The following is a 16,950-nucleotide window of genomic DNA, read 5'->3' on the forward strand; positions in this document are numbered from 1 at the left end:
GGTCGCTTTGCCCGCTTTCTGTGATGGGTTCATGACAATCATTCACTCTCGGACGCGCCAAGCAGATCGGCCGCCATCTGCCGAGAGATCGGCCGCCTTTCGGCCAGCGAGCGCGCATCCAGCGCCGCCACCAGCGCGCGGGCAGCGTCGCAGGAACGGTCCATCCGCGCCACCAGCCACGGGATCAGCGTCGGCGGCACCGCGATCTGGCGATCGGCGAACAACTTGACCAGCATGGCCGACAACAGCGCGTCGTCGGGCGGGTCAAGCCGGGTGACGGCGGCGGCCTGCATCCGGCTTTTCAGATCGGGCAGGCACAGCCCCCAGTCGCGCGGCGGGCTGGCCGCCGTGATCAGCAGGACGCCCCCCAACTCGATCAGCAGGTTGTGAAGGTGAAACAGCGCCTCTTCGGCGGCGGCGTCGCCGGCGATGGTGTCGGCATCCTCGACCGCAACCGCGCCATTGGCCGCCAGACGGGGCAGATCGGTCGCGGCCAGCGCCTCGGCCGGGATCAGATCGGCGCCGGTCTGCGCGGCCCAGACATGGGCCAGATGCGTCTTGCCGGACCCCGACGGCCCCACCAGCACCATCTTGCCGCGCGGCCAGCCGCGCCAGCCGTCAAGGCTGGCCAGCGCCAGCGCATTGGCGGGCGAGACAAAGAAATCCTCGCGGCGCAGCGCCGGGCGCACGGCCAGATCGAAGGCAAGCTGACCCTTCACCGATCGTCCTCGGTGATGATGTGGGTGCCGCGATACAGCCGCGATCCGGTGTATTGCCGGATACCGAAGCGGGCAAAGACGCCGATGGCGGCCGCGACCGGCACCGCAACCAGCATGCCCACGAAGCCGAACAGCGATCCGAAGGCCGACAGCGCGAACAGAAGCCACAACGGATGCAGCCCGACCGAGCCGCCGACAAGCCGCGGGGTGATGACATTGCCTTCAAGGAACTGGCCCAGCGCAAACACGCCGGCCACCAGCCCGATGGACAGCCAGTCGCCCCAGAACTGGAACAGCGCCAGCCCGATGGCCAGCGCGCCGCCGATCAGCGCGCCGACGTAAGGGATGAAGGTGATCGCGCCGGCAATGGCGCCGACCACAAGGCCGAACTGCAACCCCACCGCCATCAGCGCCACCGCATAGAAGGTGCCCAGCACAAGGCAGACCGACATCTGGCCGCGCACGAAGCCCGCCAGCACCTGATCGATTTCGCGGGCAAGGCGGCGGATCGTGGGCAGATGGTCGCGCGGCAGCCAGCTGTCGACCTTGGCCACCATATGATCCCAGTCCAGCAGCAGGTAAAAGCTGACCACCGGCACCACGACCATGAAGATCACCGCGTTGATGATGCCATAGGCCGAGATCAGGACCGTGTTGGCCAGCTCTCCGCCGCGCTGCTTGATCGTGTCGCCGATGGACACCAGTGTCTGGCGCACCGTGCTGGTTTCGTCGGCAAGGTCGGGGAAATGTTCCAGAAGGAAGGTGTGAAGCTGGCGGAAGATCGTCGGCGCCGCGTTGATCAGCGCCGTGGTCTGGCTGACCAGCGTCGGGATCACCGCCAGCACCAGCAGCACCACCACCAGCAGCATCACGACCGAGATCACCGCCGTCGCGCCAACCCGGCTGAGGCCCGCCCTCTCCAGCCGGTCGGCCACCGGGTCAAGGAAATAGGCGATGGCCCCGCCCACGATGAAGGGCAGGATCACGTCTCCGAGAGTCCAGAGCGCGATCAGGAAGATGAAGGCCGAAAGGCCCCACCATTTGGCTTGTTCGCGGACAGGAAGGGCCATTGTGCTGTCGAACTCTGGTTGCTTTCCGCAGAAATGGCCCATGGGGCGGCCCCTTGCAAGGGAAAGCCGGGCGGAAACGCGCGGCGCGGCGCGGGCGGCGCTTGCCTGCCCCCGCCGCCTATCCTAAACCGCTTGGCAAACAGCCAAGACAAGGGGCCCCCGATGCGCCTGAGCCGCTATTTCCTGCCCGTCCTGAAAGAGAACCCGTCAGAGGCGCAGATCGTCAGCCACCGTTACATGCTGCGTGCCGGCATGATCAAGCAACAGGCGGCGGGGATCTATTCCTGGCTGCCCATGGGCTTCAAGGTGCTCAAGCGCATCGAACAGATCGTGCATGAGGAACAGATCCGCGCCGGTCACATCCCGCTGCTGATGCCGACGCTGCAACCGGCGGACCTGTGGCGCGAGTCGGGGCGCTATGACGATTACGGCGAAGAGATGCTGCGCATCACCGACCGCCACAAGCGCGAGATGCTGTATGGCCCGACGAACGAGGAGATGATCACCGACATCTTCCGCAGCCATGTGAACAGCTACAAGGATCTGCCGCTGACACTGTATCACATCCAGTGGAAGTTCCGCGACGAGATCCGCCCGCGCTTTGGCGTGATGCGGGGGCGCGAGTTCCTGATGAAGGACGGCTATAACTTCGATCTGGATTTCGACAGCGCGATCCATGCCTATAATCGCCACATGGTCAGCTATCTGCGGACCTATGAACGGATGGGGCTTCAGGCAATTCCGATGCGCGCGGCCTCGGGGCCGATCGGCGGCGACAACACGCACGAGTTCCTTGTGCTGGCGTCCACCGGCGAGTCGGAAGTGTTCTATGACGCCGCGATCACCGATCTGAAGTTCGGCGACCGCGTGGTGGACTATGACAACCGCGAGGAATGCGAGGCGATCGTCAAGGAATGGACGACGCCCTATGCCCGCACCGACGAGACCCATGACGAGGCGATCTTCAACGCCATCCCCGAAGACCGTCGGCGGAGCTCGCGCGGGATCGAGGTGGGCCAGATCTTCTATTTCGGCACCAAGTATTCGGAACCGATGGGGGCCACCGTGGTCACCGCCGACGGGGCCCGCGTGCCTGTCCACATGGGGTCGCACGGGATCGGGGTGTCGCGGCTGCTGGGCGCGATCATCGAGGCCAGCCACGACGACAAGGGGATCATCTGGCCCGAAGGTGTCACGCCCTTCCACGTCGGGATCGTGAACCTGAAGCAGGGCGACAGTTCCACCGATCCGGCTTGCGAGGCGCTGTATCGCGAGCTGTCGGCCAAGGGGCTGGAGCCGCTTTACGACGACCGCGACGAGCGGGCGGGGGCGAAATTCGCCACGATGGATCTGATCGGCCTGCCGTGGCGGATCACCGTCGGCCCGCGCGGCATCGCCTCGGGCAAGGTCGAGCTGACCTGCCGGCGCACCGGCGAGAGCGAGGAGCTGTCAGCGGGGGCGGCGGTGGACCGGCTGGCGCAGATCTACGCGCAGATCTGAGGCGGCGGAACCCCGGGCCGGCGCCGGGGGGCTGTCTGCCCCCCGGACCCCCCGAGGATATTTGAGCCAGAATGAAAGGGCGATGGCATCGCCCGAATCGGGGTTTGCCGGATCTGTCCGAGAGGCGGCCGGAGGGGAAGGGCAGGGATCATGGCGAGCCGGACCAGACCGTTTGCCGCGTTCGAATGGATGATCGCCTGGCGCTATCTGCGGGCGCGCCGCGCCGAGGGGGGCGTGTCGGTGATGACTTGGATCAGTCTGATCGGGATCACGCTGGCGGTCTTTGCGCTGATTGCGACGCTGGCGGTGCGGGCGGGGTTCCGGGCCGAGTTTGTCGACACGATTCTGGGGGCGAATGCGCATGTCTCGGTCTATTCCGCAGGGCGGGTGGCCGAGACCGGGCAGCTTCTGCGCGGATTTGAGGATTATGACGCGGTGGCTGTGCGGTTGCGGCAGGTGCCGGGGGTGGTTCGGGCGGCGCCGGTCGTGAAGGGGCAGGTGATGGCCGCCGGGCGCGGGGCCTCGACCGGGGTCGAGGTGTTCGGGATGCGGTCGGAGGATCTGGCATCGATCCCGCGGGTCGGGGTCGGGGCGGATGCCTATGGCGACATTGGCCGGTTTGGCGAGGGGATCGCCATCGGATCGGGGGTTGCGCAGGAGTTGGGGGTGACGGTCGGCGACCGTATCCGGCTGATCTCGCCCGATGGGGTGAAGACCGCGTTCGGCACCTCGCCCCGGGTCTCGGCCTATGAGGTGGTCTATGTCTTTACCGCGGGCCGCTATGACATCGATCGGACGCGGGTCTACATGCCGCTGGCCGAGGCGCAGAGCTATTTCAACCGCGAGGGTCGGGCCGACGAGATCGAGGTGATGGTGGCCGCGCCCGAGAGGGTCGACGATCTGGGGCCGGTGCTGATGGCTGCGGCGGGGGCGGGCGCGATGGTCTGGACCTGGCGGGATTCGGCGGGGGCATTCCTGCGGGCGCTGGATATCGAGGACAATGTGATGTTCGTGATCCTGTCGATTCTGGTGTTGATCGCGTCGATGAACATCATCTCGGGGTTGATCATGCTGGTGAAGAACAAGGGCCGCGACATCGGCATCCTGCGCACGATGGGGTTGACCGAGGGGTCGATCCTGCGGGTGTTCTTCCTGTGCGGGGCCTCGACCGGGTTGATCGGGACGGCGATCGGTGTGGTGCTGGGCTGTCTGTTCGCGATCTATATCGATCCGATCTTTTCGGCGGTGAACTATGTTGCGGGGGGCGGGGTCTGGGATCCGTCGATCCGCGGCATCTATGCGCTGCCGGCGAAGTTGCAGGTTCAGGATGTGGTGTCGGCGGTGGCGCTGTCCTTGGGGCTGTCTTTCGTTGTCACGCTGGTGCCGGCCCGGCGGGCGGCGCGGATGAACCCGGTCGAGGCCCTGCGCTATGAGTGAGATGCTGGGGCTTCGGGGGCTGACGAAGGCCTACAACCGCGGCAAGCCCGGCGAGGTCGCGGTGTTGCGCGGGGCCACGCTGTCGGTGGCTGCCGGCGAGGTGGTGGCGCTGGTCGCGCCCTCGGGGGCGGGGAAATCGACGCTGCTGCATATCGCGGGATTGCTGGATACACCTGATGCGGGGGTGGTCGAGATCGGCGGTGCCGCCATGGGCGGGCTTGGCGACCGTGCCCGGACCGAGGCGCGGCGGCGCGATGTGGGGTTCATCTATCAGTTCCACCATCTGCTGCCCGAGTTCACCGCGTTGGAGAATGTGGTTCTGCCGCAGTTGGCCAATGGCACCCCCCGGCGCGCGGCCGAGGCGCGGGCGCGCGATCTGCTGGAGCGGGTCGGCGTGGGCGCGCGGGCGGGGCATCGGCCTGCCGCGCTGTCGGGGGGCGAGCAGCAGCGCGTGGCCTTCTGTCGGGCGCTGGCGAACGGGCCGCGGCTGCTTTTGGCCGACGAGCCGACGGGGAACCTTGATCCCGGCACCTCGGATCAGGTGTTCGGGGTGCTGATGGATCTGGTGCGTCACACCGGGCTTTCGGCGCTGATCGCCACGCACAATCTGGATCTGGCCGCGCGGATGGACCGGGTGGTGCGGCTGGAGGCCGGCCGCGTCGTCTGAGGCATGATCTGCGTCAAGGCCCGCCGCTGGGCGGGGTGGTTCTGTCGACAAAAAGGGAGGTTGCCATGAAATCTGCGGCTGTTCTGGGGCTTTTGCTGCCGCTTGCGGCCTGTGTGGCCCAGCCCGACATTCCCTCCGCGCGGGCCGATTTCACGGCGCTTTGCGCGGGCTGTCATGGCGATGGCGGGCGGGGCGACGGCGACATGGCCGACACGCTGGACCAGAAGCCGGCCGATCTGACGACGCTTGCGGCCCGCAACAAGGGGGCCTTTCCGGGCACGCGGGTGATGGCGCAGATCTGGGGCTATGCCAAGCCCGGCGGGCGCGTCATGCCGGAATTTGCCGTGCTGTTGGACAGCGAAGTGGTGCCCTATGACGGCGGCGACGGCATCCTGACGCCGACGCCGATCCGGCTGGTGCAACTGGAACAATATCTGCGCACGCTGCAACGCTAGCCTTCGGTCTGCGGTCACGTTAGGGTCCGGTTTCCCGTTTCACGACTGCCGGACTGCCATGACCCAAGCCCTCCGCCGCATCCCCTTGTTGATCGCCGCCGAGATCGGGGCCCGCCCCGATCAGGTTTCCGCCGCCATCGATCTGCTGGATGGTGGCGCGACGGTGCCCTTCGTCGCACGCTACCGCAAAGAGGTGACGGGGGGGCTGGACGATACGCAGTTGCGCACCCTGTCGGAAAGGTTGGCCTATCTGCGCGAGCTTGAGGCCCGGCGCGAGACGATCCTTGGCTCGATCCGCGATCAGGGGAAGCTGACGCCCGAACTGGAAGCGCAGGTCGCGAAGGCCGTGACCAAGGCCGAACTGGAAGACATCTACCTGCCCTACAAGCCCAAGCGCCGCACCAAGGCGATGATCGCGCGGGAAAACGGCCTTGGCCCGCTGGCCGAGGCGATCCTGGCCGACCGTGCCGCGGTGCCCGCCGATCTGGCGGCGGCGTTTCTTTCGGATGCCGTGCCGGATGTGAAGGCCGCGCTGGACGGCGCGCGGGATATCATTGCCGAGGGGCTGTCGGAAAATGCCGACCTGCTGGGCCGGCTGCGCGCCCATATGAAGCAGGTGGGCCGCATCGCCGCAAAGGTGGTCGAGGGGAAAGAGGCCGAGGGGGCCAAGTTCTCGGATTACTTCGCCCATTCCGAGGGCTGGGCCACCGCCGCCGGCCACCGGGTTCTGGCGATGCTGCGCGGCCGGAACGAAGGCTTCCTGACGCTGGATCTGGAAGTGGACGCCGACGCCCCCCGAGGCGACAGCCCGGCCGAGCGGATGGCCGGCATGGCGCTTCAGGCCGCGGGCCGGGGGCCGGGCGATCTCTGGCTGCGCGAGGCGGCTTCGTGGGCGTGGCGGGTGAAGCTGAAAACCTCGTTGACGCTGGATCTGATGGCCGAGTTGCGCGACCGGGCCGAGGCCGAGGCGATCGGGGTTTTCGCGCGCAACCTGCGTGACCTGCTGCTGGCCGCGCCCGCCGGTGGCAAGGTCACGATGGGGATCGATCCGGGCATCCGCACCGGCTGCAAGGTGGCGGTGGTGGATGCGACGGGCAAGCTGCTGGCGACATCGACGGTCTATCCGTTCCAGCCCAAGAATGACCTGCGCGGCGCGCAGATCGAGTTGATGAAGCTGATCCGGGCCCATGGCGTCACGCTGATCGCCATCGGCAACGGCACCGCCAGCCGTGAAAGCGAAAAGATGGTGGCCGATCTGCTGGCCGCGCTGCCGGGGGATGCGCCCAAGCCCGTGAAGGTGATCGTCAGCGAGGCCGGCGCCTCGGTCTATTCGGCCAGTGCGCTGGCGGCGGCGGAATTTCCCGATCTGGATGTGTCCTTGCGTGGCGCGGTGTCGATCGCCCGGCGGTTGCAAGACCCCTTGGCCGAACTGGTGAAGATCGAACCGAAATCGATCGGCGTCGGCCAGTATCAGCATGACGTCGATCAGCACCGGCTGGGGCGCTCGCTGGAAGCGGTGGTCGAGGATGCGGTGAACGCGGTGGGCGTGGATCTGAACACCGCCTCGGCGCCGCTCTTGGCGCGTGTCTCGGGCGTGGGGCCGGGGCTGGCCGAGGCGATCGTCACGCACAGAAACGCCAATGGCCCCTTTGCGAAGCGCCGCGATCTGCTGAAGGTGCCGCGCCTTGGCCCCCGCGCGTTCGAACAGGCGGCCGGCTTCCTGCGCATCCCGAACGGGGCCGAGCCGCTGGATGCATCAAGCGTCCATCCCGAAGCCTATGACGTGGCCCGCCGGATCGTCGCCGCCTGCGGGCGCGACCTGCGCAGCCTGATGGCCGAGCCGCACCGGCTGCGTGCGCTGGACCCGGCCGAGTTTACCGACGACCGTTTCGGCCTGCCGACGGTGAAGGACATCCTTGCGGAACTGGAAAAGCCCGGCCGCGACCCGCGCCCGACCTTCAAGACCGCGACCTTCACCGAAGGCGTCGACCAGATCTCGGATCTGAAACCGGGGATGCTGCTGGAAGGCACCGTGACCAACGTCGCGGCCTTTGGCGCTTTCGTCGACATTGGCGTGCATCAGGACGGGCTGGTGCATGTCAGCCAGTTGGCAGACCGTTTCGTGAAAGACCCGCACGAGGTGGTGAAGGCGGGCGATGTGGTGAAGGTGCGCGTGGTCGAGGTGGACGTGGCGCGCAAGCGCATCGGCCTGACCATGCGCAAGGACAGCGCCGATGCCCGTGCCGAGGCCGCCGAGCGCCGCACCGCCGAGCCTTCCCGCAAGGGCGCCAAGCCCGCGCCCCGGTCGGCCGCCCCGCGCGAAAGCGCAGGCAACGCTTTCGCTGATGCGCTAAAGGGGCTGCGCCGCCCCTGAGACGGCGCAGACACCGCGACGGGGAAATCTTGGCGGTGGGTTCGCAGCCCCCCCCGTGGCGGTCCAGAGCCCTTCCGGCGGCTGTGTTGGCGGCGATGTGCGGGCCATGGGGCATGTGACGCCCTGCGGTTGGGCAATTTCCCCGGGTCTGGCAGGTCGGCCGAGGCGTTCCGCGTGTTGTGTGCGGAACGTGTGCAGCCTGCGGATGGCAGGGGTCACACGGCGCCAGCCACGTTCATCAGGCGGCGCAAGGCCACTGGGCCGGCGTCGGCCAAGGGCCGCGGTGTGGCCCCCAGATCGCGCGTGCTGACATTCGGCCGCCCATCGCCTTGCCGAACCACGCGTGCGTTTCGGCCCTTGCGCGGATCGCCCCGAGCGTTTATGAGAACCGCGGCGCCGCACTAGCTCAGCTGGTAGAGCAATCGCTTCGTAAGCGATGGGTCGGGGGTTCGAGTCCCTTGTGCGGCACCATAATTCTAAAGTAAGCTTCTGTTTTAAATGAGCAAAACAGAATATTGGGTTCGGTGTATCCCCCCAATTATCCACCCTTTGGGCCTTGCTTAAGCTTTCGGGCGGGTCAGTCGGGGGCGTGTTTTTCTCGCAAAGCCTTCTCTACCAGCGCCCCGGATGCCCAGCGCGGTGCTTTGCCGGTTGCAAGCGCGTCGCGGCCATTGTCGGGCAGAAAAACCGCGCCAGCTCCACCCGCGTTGGCCCGAGCCGTGAAGGCTTCCACCGTTTCCCCATCTTCGCGGGTCAGCGTGCCGCCGCCCATCAGCATCGCGGCCAAGGGTTCACCGGATTCGGCTTCGCAAAGGAAAATCACGGAAGGCCCTACCGCAGCAGCGCCCCGCTTGCCTTCCAGCCGTGAAAGCCGCCGCCCCAAGGTCATGTCGCGCCCCCTTCCAGTGCCGCCACGCGGGCTTCTAGTTCGCTTGTTTCCAGGGTGCGCCGGAAGGTTTCTACCAGCTCCATAATATGCGCCCCTTCGGTTGGGGTTAGTTCACCTTCCGCCACCGCTTCCAGCACCGCGCCAGCAGCCGTTGCCGCGTCGCGGGCGGTTTCCATGCGGGGCAAGTCGAAGGTCACGGGGGCGTCACGCCGGGGCGGGGCGATACGCTCCAAGCAAAGGCGCAGCGCCGCCCCGTCGCCATCAAGCGCCAGTTCCACCGCCTTGACCGCGGCGGGTTGTCGGCCTGAGGACGTCAAGGCGGATGCTGCGCCCGGCGATGTGGGAGGCATTTTCGCAGTGGTCGATGTCGCGGTCGACCCGCAAGCCGTCGGCGCCCTCAAAGAGACACAAAGTCACGCCATCCACGGGATGAACCACGCCCGAGAAGCTCTTGAAGTTGTTGAGCAAGCGCGGCGTGGAACGGACTGGGCTGGACCCGCAGTCCAGACATCGGACGTGGATCCACCAGTGGTTGCGACCTGGAGAAGGAGAGACAGCATGACGACCGCGAGCAAACCGGCTTCAAGACAGCCAAGCCTCCAGCCTCAGGCTTGGGCAGGCGGGTTCATCAGCACCGCTCGGATCGAGGCATGGCGGGGGCTGGCCGCGCAGCTGGCGGTGCGTGATCCGGTCTATCTGCCCATCTTCGAGCGGCTGGAGATCGAGGTGGAAGTGGCCAAGGCGCGCGTGTCGGACAACCCGGTGGAGGCTGCCCGAGCACTGGTGCGACTTCGGCAGGCATGCGCGGCCGGATGAAGCGTCAAGGGCGGGCTCAGCGGCCCGCCTTCACGTCATGTCGTTTTGGCACCCTCGCGGAAGCGAGTGACGAATGGCTCGGCGCAAGCGATCCTGCTGGCCCGAACCTCGCTCCCGTTCGCCGTGGCGCTGATCAAGTCGGCCATAGCGAGCCGGATCGTAAGCGTCGTTGGACGGCCACCCGGTTTTCAGGTTGACGGCTGGTAATTCCACGGGAGCAACTCGTCCAGCCGGCCTTGCGGATGGCCGGCGGCGATGGCTTCGAGGGTGGATTTCAGATAACCAGAATGCCAGATAGGCGGAGTCCACCACCCATGCCGGCACGCAGGGGGACGGACCGTCGGCGACACACACGACGCTAGACTTGAAGAACTGTCCGACGCCAAGCAGAAGCGATCCGAGGACCGTGCCGGTGACCCGTATGATCTTGACCGATTTCGAAGCGCGCCGCAGGAGGGCTTCTGCGTGATCCCAAGCCTGAGCCAATAATATACTCCCTGCCGAATCTCGGTTCATTCTGCTGCGGAGCGTTCTCTTCCGCCAGATTGAAGCCTGACGCAGCGGCGGCGCTTTGTCCCCCAGCTGTCCCCCAAAGCGGCCTGCTCCGGCGGCTTCACCGGGTGCCCGACCTCAACTGCTTGTAAAGCATAGAGAAGATGGTGAGCGGGGTGGGTATCGAACCCACGACCAGCTGATTAAAAGTCAGCTGCTCTACCACTGAGCTACCCGCCCTCACCAGCGCCAGATCGACCGTTTGTCACTGTCGTTCCTGACTGCGCCGCTCTCTACGCACTCGGCTGCGGGGGGTCAAGGGCCAATCGCGCAGAAAATTCGCCTGCTCTGGCAAAAACATCAGGATCGTCGTATAGGGTGCGGCATGATGGACATGGGCACACTCACTGGGCTTGGCTTCCTGAAGATGCATGGGGCCGGCAACGACTTTGTGGTGATCGACTCGCGCGGGCGCGGGGCGGTGACGACGCCTGCGCTGGCGCGGGCCTTGGGCGATCGCAACCGCGGTGTGGGGTTCGATCAGTTGGCCGAGATCCGCGACAGCGGAGAGGCCGATTTCGAACTGGATTTCTGGAACTCGGACGGATCGCGCGCGGGGGCCTGCGGGAATGCCACGCGCTGCGTCTGCGATCTGGTGATGCGGGGCCTTGGGCGCGATGCGGTCTCGTTGGTGACGGCGCGGGGGCGGCTTCATGCGGTGCGGGGCGCGGATGGCCTTGTGTCGGTGAACATGGGCGCGCCGCAACGGCTGTGGTCCGAGATCCCGCTGGCCGAAGCGGTGGACCCGGCCCATCTGCCACTTGCCGGCGATCCGGCGGCGGTGGGCATGGGTAATCCGCATTGCATCTTCTTCGTGCCCGATGCCGAGGCGGTGGACCTTGCCGCCCGCGGCCCCGAAATCGAGCATCACCCGTTGTTTCCCCAGCGCACCAACGTGGAATTTGCCAGCCTTGTCGCCCCCGACCGCCTGCGCCTGCGGGTGTGGGAGAGGGGGGCAGGCATCACGCTGGCCTGCGGATCGGGCGCCTGCGCCACGGCGGTGGCGGCGGCCGAACGGGGGCTGACCGGCCGCCGCGTCACGCTGGAGATGGACGGCGGCAGGCTGGAAGTGGACTGGCGCAAGGATGGCGTCTGGCTGTCCGGCCCGGTGGCCACTGTGTTTGAGGGGCGTCTTTCCCCCGCGATGATGGCACAGGCATGAGCGCGCCGGTCTTTTCCACGCTGGGCTGCCGGCTGAACGCCTATGAAACCGAGGCGATGAGGGAACTTGCCGCCGCGGCGGGGGTGGACAATGCGGTGGTGGTGAACACCTGCGCCGTGACGGCCGAGGCGGTGCGCAAGGCCAAGCAAGAGATCCGCCGCCTGCGTCGCGACAATCCGCAGGCCACCATCATCGTCACCGGCTGCGCGGCGCAGACCGAACCCGCCACCTTCGCGGCCATGCCCGAGGTGGATCGGGTGATCGGCAATACCGAAAAGATGCAGCCCGCCACATGGGCCGCGATGACCCCTGACCTGATCGGCCAGACCGAACGGGTGCAGGTCGATGACATCCTGTCGGTGCGCGAGACGGCCGGCCATCTGATCGACGGCTTTGGCCGCCATCGCGCCTATGTGCAGGTTCAGAACGGCTGCGATCACCGCTGCACCTTTTGCATCATCCCCTATGGCCGGGGCAATTCGCGGTCCGTCCCTGCGGGGGTGGTGGTCGATCAGATCAAGCGGCTGGTGGACAAGGGATTCGCCGAGGTGGTGCTGACCGGGGTGGACCTGACCTCTTGGGGGGCCGATCTTCCGGCCGCGCCGCGGCTGGGCGATCTGGTGCTGCGCATCCTGCGGCTGGTGCCGGATCTGGCGCGTCTGCGGATCAGCTCCATCGATTCGATCGAGGCGGACCCCGCGCTGATGCAGGCCATCGCGACCGAGCCGCGGCTGATGCCGCATCTGCACCTGAGCCTGCAACATGGCGACGATCTGATCCTGAAGCGGATGAAGCGCCGCCACCTGCGCGATGACGCCATCCGTTTCTGCGACGAGGCACGGCGCCTGCGCCCCGATCTGGTCCTTGGCGCCGACATCATCGCGGGTTTTCCGACCGAAACCGAAGCGGCGTTTGAAAACTCGGTGCGGCTGGTGGATGATTGCGGGCTGACCTTCCTGCATGTGTTCCCGTTCTCGGCCCGTGCGGGCACGCCGGCGGCCCGGATGCCGCAGCTTGCCGGCCCGGTGATCCGCGCGCGTGCGGCGCGGCTGCGCGCTGCGGGCGATCTGCGGCTGTCGGCACATCTTCAGGCGCAACAGGGCCTGACCCACCCCGTCCTGATGGAAGGCCCGCGCATGGGCCGGACCGAGCAGTTCACCGAGGTCGGTTTTGCCCATGACCTGCCCGAGGGTCGGATCATTTCCGCCACCATCACCGGCCATGCCGAAGGCCGGCTGACCGGCGTGGTTGCCGAGGCGGGCCTTGCGGCGTAAAACCCCGCCAGATCAGTGAAAGGCCCTGTCATGTCCGCACCGAAACCCGTCGTTCTCTGCATTCTTGACGGCTGGGGCCTTCGCGAAACCCGCGAGGCCAATGCCGTGGCGCTGGCCGATACGCCGTGTTTTGATCGGCTGATGGCGACCTGCCCCAACGCGACGCTGATCACCCATGGCCCCGATGTGGGCCTGCCGCGCGGGCAGATGGGCAATTCCGAGGTGGGTCACACCAATATCGGCGCGGGCCGGGTGGTGGCGATGGATCTTGGTGCCATCGATCTGGCGATCGAGGAGGGCACCTTTGCGCAGAACCCGGCGCTGCGCGACTTCATCGCCAAGGTGAAGGCTGCGGGCGGCACGGCACATCTGATGGGGGTCGTCTCGGACGGCGGGGTGCATGGCCACATCCAGCACCTGATCGCGGCGGTCAGGGTGATCGCGGCCGAAGGCGTGCCGGTGGTGATCCATGCGATCACCGACGGCCGCGACGTGGCGCCGACCTCGGCCGGCGACTTCATGGGCCAGTTGCTGCGCGACCTGCCCGCGGGCGCCCGCATCGGCACCGTGATCGGCCGCTACTGGGCGATGGACCGCGACAAACGCTGGGATCGGGTGCAGCGCGCCAGCGATGCGATGCTGCATGCCCGCGGCGGCCATGCCGCCGATGCAGCCTCGGCCGTGGCCGAGGCGCTGGCCCGGGGCGAGACGGATGAATTCATCGCCCCCACCGTGGTGGGCGATTATGCCGGTGCGCGGGATGACGACGGCTTCTTCTGCCTGAACTTCCGCGCTGACCGTGCGCGCGAGATCCTGTCGGGTCTGGGTCAGCCCGGCTTTGCCGATTATGACGCCGGCACGCGGCCGGCATGGTCGACCTTTCTTGGCATGGTCGATTATTCGGCGGCCCATGATGCCTTCATGTCCACCGCCTATCCCAAGCAGGTGATCCGCAACACGCTGGGCGAATGGGTGGCCAAACAGGGCCTGCGGCAGTTCCGCATCGCCGAGACCGAGAAATATCCCCATGTCACCTTCTTCCTGAACGGCGGCAAAGAGGTGCCGGAACCGGCGGAAGATCGCTATATGGCGGCCTCGCCCAAGGTGGCGACCTATGACCTGCAACCCGAGATGTCGGCGCCCGATGTGACCGAACATCTCGTGCAGGCGATCGGGCAGGGGTATGATCTGATCGTGGTGAACTATGCCAATCCCGACATGGTGGGCCATACCGGCGATCTGGCCGCCGCGATGGCCGCCTGCGCCGAGGTCGACCGCGGCCTTGCCCGTGCGACGGCGGCGGTTCAGGCGGCGGGCGGCGCGATGATCGTGACCGCCGACCATGGCAATTGCGAGACGATGGTGGACCCGGAAACCGGCGGCCCGCATACCGCCCACACCACCAATCCGGTGCCGGTGATCCTGTTCAACGGCCCCGCGGGGGCACGGCTGCGCGCCGGCCGGCTGGCCGATCTGGCGCCGACGCTGCTGCATCTGATGGGTCTGCCCCAGCCCGAGGAGATGACGGGCCAAAGCCTGATCGAGGCATGATCCGCACGCTTGCCCTTGCGATGCTGCTGGCCGCCCCGGTGCATGCCTTCACCGTGGCCGAGGAAGCGGCGCAGGCGGCACGCGATCTTCAGGACGCGGTGGCCGAAATCCAGAAGGCCGAGGGCGCCCGCGATCGGGTGGCCGCGCTGACCATCACGATCCGCGCCTATGAAAAGGGGCTTGAGGCGCTGCGCGAAAATCTGCGGCAGGCGGCGATTCGCCAGTCGACGCTGGAACTGCTGCTGGAAGCCAAACGGGATGAGGTCTCGCAGCTTCTGGGGGTGCTGGCGCGGATGGATGCCCGGCCGGGACCGCTGCTTCTGATGCATCCGGCGGGGCCCTTGGGCACCGCGCGGTCGGGCATGATCCTGAGCGAGGTGACGCCGGCGCTGCTGGCGCAGGCCGAGTCGCTGCGCCAGCAGGTGCAGGAAATGCGCGAACTGCGCGAGTTGCAGGCCGCCGCCGGCAAGACGCTGGCCGAGGGGCTGGCGGTTGCGCAACAGGCGCGCACAGCACTGTCGCAGGCGATCTCGGATCGGGTCGATCTGCCGCGCCGCTTCACCGACGATCCCGAAGTGCTGAAGGGTCTGCTGGAAAGCGCCGACACGCTGGAGGCTTTCGCCGTCGGGTTGGCGGCGGTCGCCCCCGGCACCGCGCCGGCACCGGATTTCGAAGGCGCGCGGGGCCGGTTGCCGCTGCCGGTGCTGGGCACGATCCTGCACCGCGCAAACGAGGCCGACGCCGCCGGCGTGCGCCGTCCGGGCATGGTGGTGGTGACGCGGCCGCAGGCGCTGGTGACGGCGCCATGGCCGGCGACGATCCGCTATCGCGGGCCGCTGCTTGACTACGGAAATGTGATGATCCTTGAACCCGGCGCCGGCTATCTGCTTGTATTGGCGGGGCTGGGGACCGTCTATGGTGAGACGGGCGAGGTCGTTTCGGCCGGTGCGCCGCTGGGGCTGATGGGGGGCGACGGGGGGATGGGCGACGGGGCGGGGGGCGCCGGTCAGGGTGCTGGCGCCCGCGATACGGAAACGCTTTACTTGGAACTTAGGCAAGGGGCCGCGCCGGTCGATCCGGCAGAGTGGTTCGGGGCAAACGGGGATTAGGACCGCCATGAGGAAATACGTGATGGCCGCGCTGGGCGGCACCGTCGCCGGCCTGCTGCTGACGACGCAGGTGGCCGGCCCGCTTGTCGCGCAGGAACAGGCGCGCTCGAAATCGGTCTATGAACAGCTTGATCTGTTCGGCGACATCTTCGAACGCATCCGCGGCCAGTATGTCGAAGAGGTCGAGACCGACAAGCTGATCGAGGCCGCGATCAACGGGATGCTGACCTCGCTTGATCCGCATTCCAGCTATCTGCCGCCCGAGGATTTCGACGACATGCAGGTGCAGACCCGCGGCGAATTCGGCGGGTTGGGCATCGAGGTCACCCAAGAGGACGGCTTCGTGAAGGTCGTCTCGCCAATGGATGGCACGCCCGCGGATGCCGCCGGGATCGAGGCGGGCGATTTCATCACCCATGTGAACGGCGAATCCATGCTGGGTCTGACGCTGGATCAGGCGGTGGACATGATGCGCGGGCCGGTGGGGTCCGAGATCATCATCACCGTCGTCCGCGAGGGCAAGACCGAGCCGTTCGACGTGTCGATCATCCGCGACACGATCAAGCTGGTCGCCGCGCGCAGCCGCGTGGTTGGCGATACCGTGGTGGTGCGGCTGACCACCTTCAACGATCAGACCTTCTCGGGGCTGAAAGAGGGGTTGGAAAAGGGCGCCAAGGAACTGGGCGGGCTCGACAAGGTGAATGGCGTGGTGCTGGACTTGCGCAACAACCCCGGCGGGCTGCTGACGCAGGCGATTCAGGTGTCGGATGCCTTCCTTGACAAGGGCGAGATCGTCTCGACCCGCGGTCGGGAGGCTGGCGATGGCGAGCGGTTCAACGCCACGCCGGGCGACCTGATCGGCGGCAAGCCGATGGTGGTGCTGATCAATAGCGGTTCGGCCTCGGCCTCCGAGATCGTGGCGGGTGCGTTGCAGGATCACCGCCGGGCGATCGTGGTGGGCAACAAAAGCTTTGGCAAGGGGTCGGTCCAGACCGTGATCCCGCTGCGCGGCGAGGGCGCGATGCGGCTGACCACGGCGCGCTATTACACGCCCTCGGGGCGGTCGATCCAGGCGCTGGGTGTGGCGCCCGACATCGTGGTGAACCAGCCGCCGGCAAAGCCCGCCGAAACCGAGGCCGAGACCGAAACCGAGGCGCAGGCGTCGGCCGCCGCGCGCAGCCGGTCCGAGGCCGACCTGCGCGGCGTGCTGTCGAACGATTCGATGACCGAAGACGAGAAGAAGCAGATGGAAGCCGAACGCGCCCGCGCCGAGGAAGCCGCCAAGCTGCGCGACGAGGATTATCAGCTGGCCTATGCCGTCGATATCCTGAAGGGCCTGTCGGCCATCGCGCCGAAACCGTGATAGGGGGGCGGG

15 protein-coding genes, 2 tRNA genes and 1 pseudogene are annotated in these 16,950 nt (G+C 67.1%); 12 read left to right on the forward strand and 6 right to left on the reverse strand.

The genetic code is table 11. From position 1 onward, the window contains the following. Positions 1–38: 38 nt before the first annotated feature. A complete protein-coding gene (locus tag CRO07_RS03810; protein WP_097029353.1) occupies positions 39–719 on the reverse strand; it encodes a DnaA/Hda family protein in 681 nt (226 codons plus the stop codon). Continuing rightward, positions 716–1,789, reverse strand: coding sequence for an AI-2E family transporter (locus tag CRO07_RS03815; RefSeq protein ID WP_097029480.1), 1,074 nt, complete (start codon positions 1,787–1,789; stop codon positions 716–718). Before CRO07_RS03815 ends, CRO07_RS03810 begins: the two co-directional genes overlap by 4 nt. 162 nt (positions 1,790–1,951) lie before the next feature. Here CRO07_RS03815 and proS point away from each other — a divergent pair, with 162 nt between their 5' ends. From proS to CRO07_RS03845, 6 genes are all read left to right on the forward strand, one after another. Then, positions 1,952–3,289, forward strand: a complete 1,338-nt coding sequence (proS, locus tag CRO07_RS03820) for a proline--tRNA ligase (RefSeq protein WP_097029354.1) — start codon at positions 1,952–1,954, stop codon at positions 3,287–3,289. Positions 3,290–3,439: 150 nt separating this feature from the next. Further along, positions 3,440–4,726 carry a lipoprotein-releasing ABC transporter permease subunit gene (locus CRO07_RS03825; RefSeq protein ID WP_097029355.1) on the forward strand — a complete coding sequence of 429 codons (1,287 nt, stop codon included), beginning with the start codon at positions 3,440–3,442 and terminating at the stop codon, positions 4,724–4,726. Continuing rightward, the gene (locus CRO07_RS03830; RefSeq protein ID WP_097029356.1) at positions 4,719–5,393 is read left to right on the forward strand and encodes an ABC transporter ATP-binding protein; all 675 of its coding nucleotides are present in this window, start codon (positions 4,719–4,721) and stop codon (positions 5,391–5,393) included. The genes CRO07_RS03825 and CRO07_RS03830 overlap by 8 nt, the downstream gene beginning before the upstream one ends. A gap of 65 nt (positions 5,394–5,458) precedes the next feature. After that, positions 5,459–5,848, forward strand: a complete 390-nt coding sequence (locus CRO07_RS03835; RefSeq protein ID WP_097029357.1) for a cytochrome C — start codon at positions 5,459–5,461, stop codon at positions 5,846–5,848. A 58-nt stretch (positions 5,849–5,906) separates the two neighbouring features. Beyond that, a complete protein-coding gene (locus CRO07_RS03840; protein ID WP_097029358.1) occupies positions 5,907–8,222 on the forward strand; it encodes a Tex family protein in 2,316 nt (771 codons plus the stop codon). A 395-nt stretch (positions 8,223–8,617) separates the two neighbouring features. Beyond that, positions 8,618–8,693: transfer RNA gene (locus CRO07_RS03845), tRNA-Thr, on the forward strand. 106 nt (positions 8,694–8,799) lie between these two features. Here the strand turns inward: CRO07_RS03845 and CRO07_RS03850 are convergent. Together CRO07_RS03850 and CRO07_RS03855 are read right to left on the reverse strand one after the other, a co-directional pair. Beyond that, complete coding sequence (locus tag CRO07_RS03850) at positions 8,800–9,111, reverse strand: hypothetical protein (protein ID WP_097029359.1); 312 nt, start codon at positions 9,109–9,111, stop codon at positions 8,800–8,802. Continuing rightward, positions 9,108–9,389 carry a hypothetical protein gene (locus CRO07_RS03855; RefSeq protein ID WP_204839982.1) on the reverse strand — a complete coding sequence of 94 codons (282 nt, stop codon included), beginning with the start codon at positions 9,387–9,389 and terminating at the stop codon, positions 9,108–9,110. The genes CRO07_RS03850 and CRO07_RS03855 overlap by 4 nt, the downstream gene beginning before the upstream one ends. A gap of 280 nt (positions 9,390–9,669) precedes the next feature. On the opposite strand from CRO07_RS03855, the gene CRO07_RS03860 reads away from it, so the two are divergent. Then, on the forward strand, positions 9,670–9,927 hold the full coding sequence (locus CRO07_RS03860; RefSeq protein WP_097029361.1) for a hypothetical protein: 258 nt from the start codon (positions 9,670–9,672) through the stop codon (positions 9,925–9,927). Between the two features lie 188 nt (positions 9,928–10,115). Here the strand turns inward: CRO07_RS03860 and CRO07_RS19570 are convergent. Beyond that, positions 10,116–10,208, reverse strand: a pseudogene (locus tag CRO07_RS19570) (transposase domain-containing protein); the annotation flags it as partial. 376 nt (positions 10,209–10,584) lie between these two features. Next, a tRNA-Lys gene (locus tag CRO07_RS03865) sits at positions 10,585–10,659 on the reverse strand. A gap of 145 nt (positions 10,660–10,804) precedes the next feature. Between CRO07_RS03865 and dapF the strand changes: the two genes are divergently transcribed. The 5 genes from dapF to CRO07_RS03890 are packed head-to-tail and all read left to right on the forward strand — an operon-like array spanning position 10,805 to position 16,938. Then, on the forward strand, positions 10,805–11,641 hold the full coding sequence (dapF, locus tag CRO07_RS03870) for a diaminopimelate epimerase (RefSeq protein WP_097029362.1): 837 nt from the start codon (positions 10,805–10,807) through the stop codon (positions 11,639–11,641). Beyond that, a complete protein-coding gene (gene mtaB / locus CRO07_RS03875; RefSeq protein WP_097029363.1) occupies positions 11,638–12,915 on the forward strand; it encodes a tRNA (N(6)-L-threonylcarbamoyladenosine(37)-C(2))-methylthiotransferase MtaB in 1,278 nt (425 codons plus the stop codon). Before dapF ends, mtaB begins: the two co-directional genes overlap by 4 nt. Positions 12,916–12,945: 30 nt before the next feature. Then, entirely contained in the window at positions 12,946–14,466 is a 1,521-nt protein-coding gene (gene gpmI / locus CRO07_RS03880) for a 2,3-bisphosphoglycerate-independent phosphoglycerate mutase (RefSeq protein ID WP_097029364.1), read from the forward strand. Next, a complete protein-coding gene (locus CRO07_RS03885) occupies positions 14,463–15,575 on the forward strand; it encodes a murein hydrolase activator EnvC family protein (protein ID WP_097029365.1) in 1,113 nt (370 codons plus the stop codon). Before gpmI ends, CRO07_RS03885 begins: the two co-directional genes overlap by 4 nt. Before the next feature lie 7 nt (positions 15,576–15,582). Then, positions 15,583–16,938, forward strand: a complete 1,356-nt coding sequence (locus CRO07_RS03890; RefSeq protein ID WP_097029366.1) for a S41 family peptidase — start codon at positions 15,583–15,585, stop codon at positions 16,936–16,938. Positions 16,939–16,950: the final 12 nt, after the last annotated feature.

The organism is Cereibacter ovatus (genome assembly GCF_900207575.1).
GTDB lineage: Bacteria > Pseudomonadota > Alphaproteobacteria > Rhodobacterales > Rhodobacteraceae > Cereibacter_A > Cereibacter_A ovatus.

Coding starts and splice junctions, on each gene's coding strand:
- CRO07_RS03815 (WP_097029480.1), bottom strand. CDS start 1,789: ATGGCCCTTCCTGTCCGCGAACAAGCCAAATGGTGGGGCCTTTCGGCC.
- proS (WP_097029354.1), top strand. CDS start 1,952: ATGCGCCTGAGCCGCTATTTCCTGCCCGTCCTGAAAGAGAACCCGTCA.
- CRO07_RS03825 (WP_097029355.1), top strand. CDS start 3,440: ATGGCGAGCCGGACCAGACCGTTTGCCGCGTTCGAATGGATGATCGCC.
- CRO07_RS03830 (WP_097029356.1), top strand. CDS start 4,719: ATGAGTGAGATGCTGGGGCTTCGGGGGCTGACGAAGGCCTACAACCGC.
- CRO07_RS03835 (WP_097029357.1), top strand. CDS start 5,459: ATGAAATCTGCGGCTGTTCTGGGGCTTTTGCTGCCGCTTGCGGCCTGT.
- CRO07_RS03840 (WP_097029358.1), top strand. CDS start 5,907: ATGACCCAAGCCCTCCGCCGCATCCCCTTGTTGATCGCCGCCGAGATC.
- CRO07_RS03850 (WP_097029359.1), bottom strand. CDS start 9,111: ATGACCTTGGGGCGGCGGCTTTCACGGCTGGAAGGCAAGCGGGGCGCT.
- CRO07_RS03860 (WP_097029361.1), top strand. CDS start 9,670: ATGACGACCGCGAGCAAACCGGCTTCAAGACAGCCAAGCCTCCAGCCT.
- dapF (WP_097029362.1), top strand. CDS start 10,805: ATGATGGACATGGGCACACTCACTGGGCTTGGCTTCCTGAAGATGCAT.
- mtaB (WP_097029363.1), top strand. CDS start 11,638: ATGAGCGCGCCGGTCTTTTCCACGCTGGGCTGCCGGCTGAACGCCTAT.
- gpmI (WP_097029364.1), top strand. CDS start 12,946: ATGTCCGCACCGAAACCCGTCGTTCTCTGCATTCTTGACGGCTGGGGC.
- CRO07_RS03885 (WP_097029365.1), top strand. CDS start 14,463: ATGATCCGCACGCTTGCCCTTGCGATGCTGCTGGCCGCCCCGGTGCAT.
- CRO07_RS03890 (WP_097029366.1), top strand. CDS start 15,583: ATGAGGAAATACGTGATGGCCGCGCTGGGCGGCACCGTCGCCGGCCTG.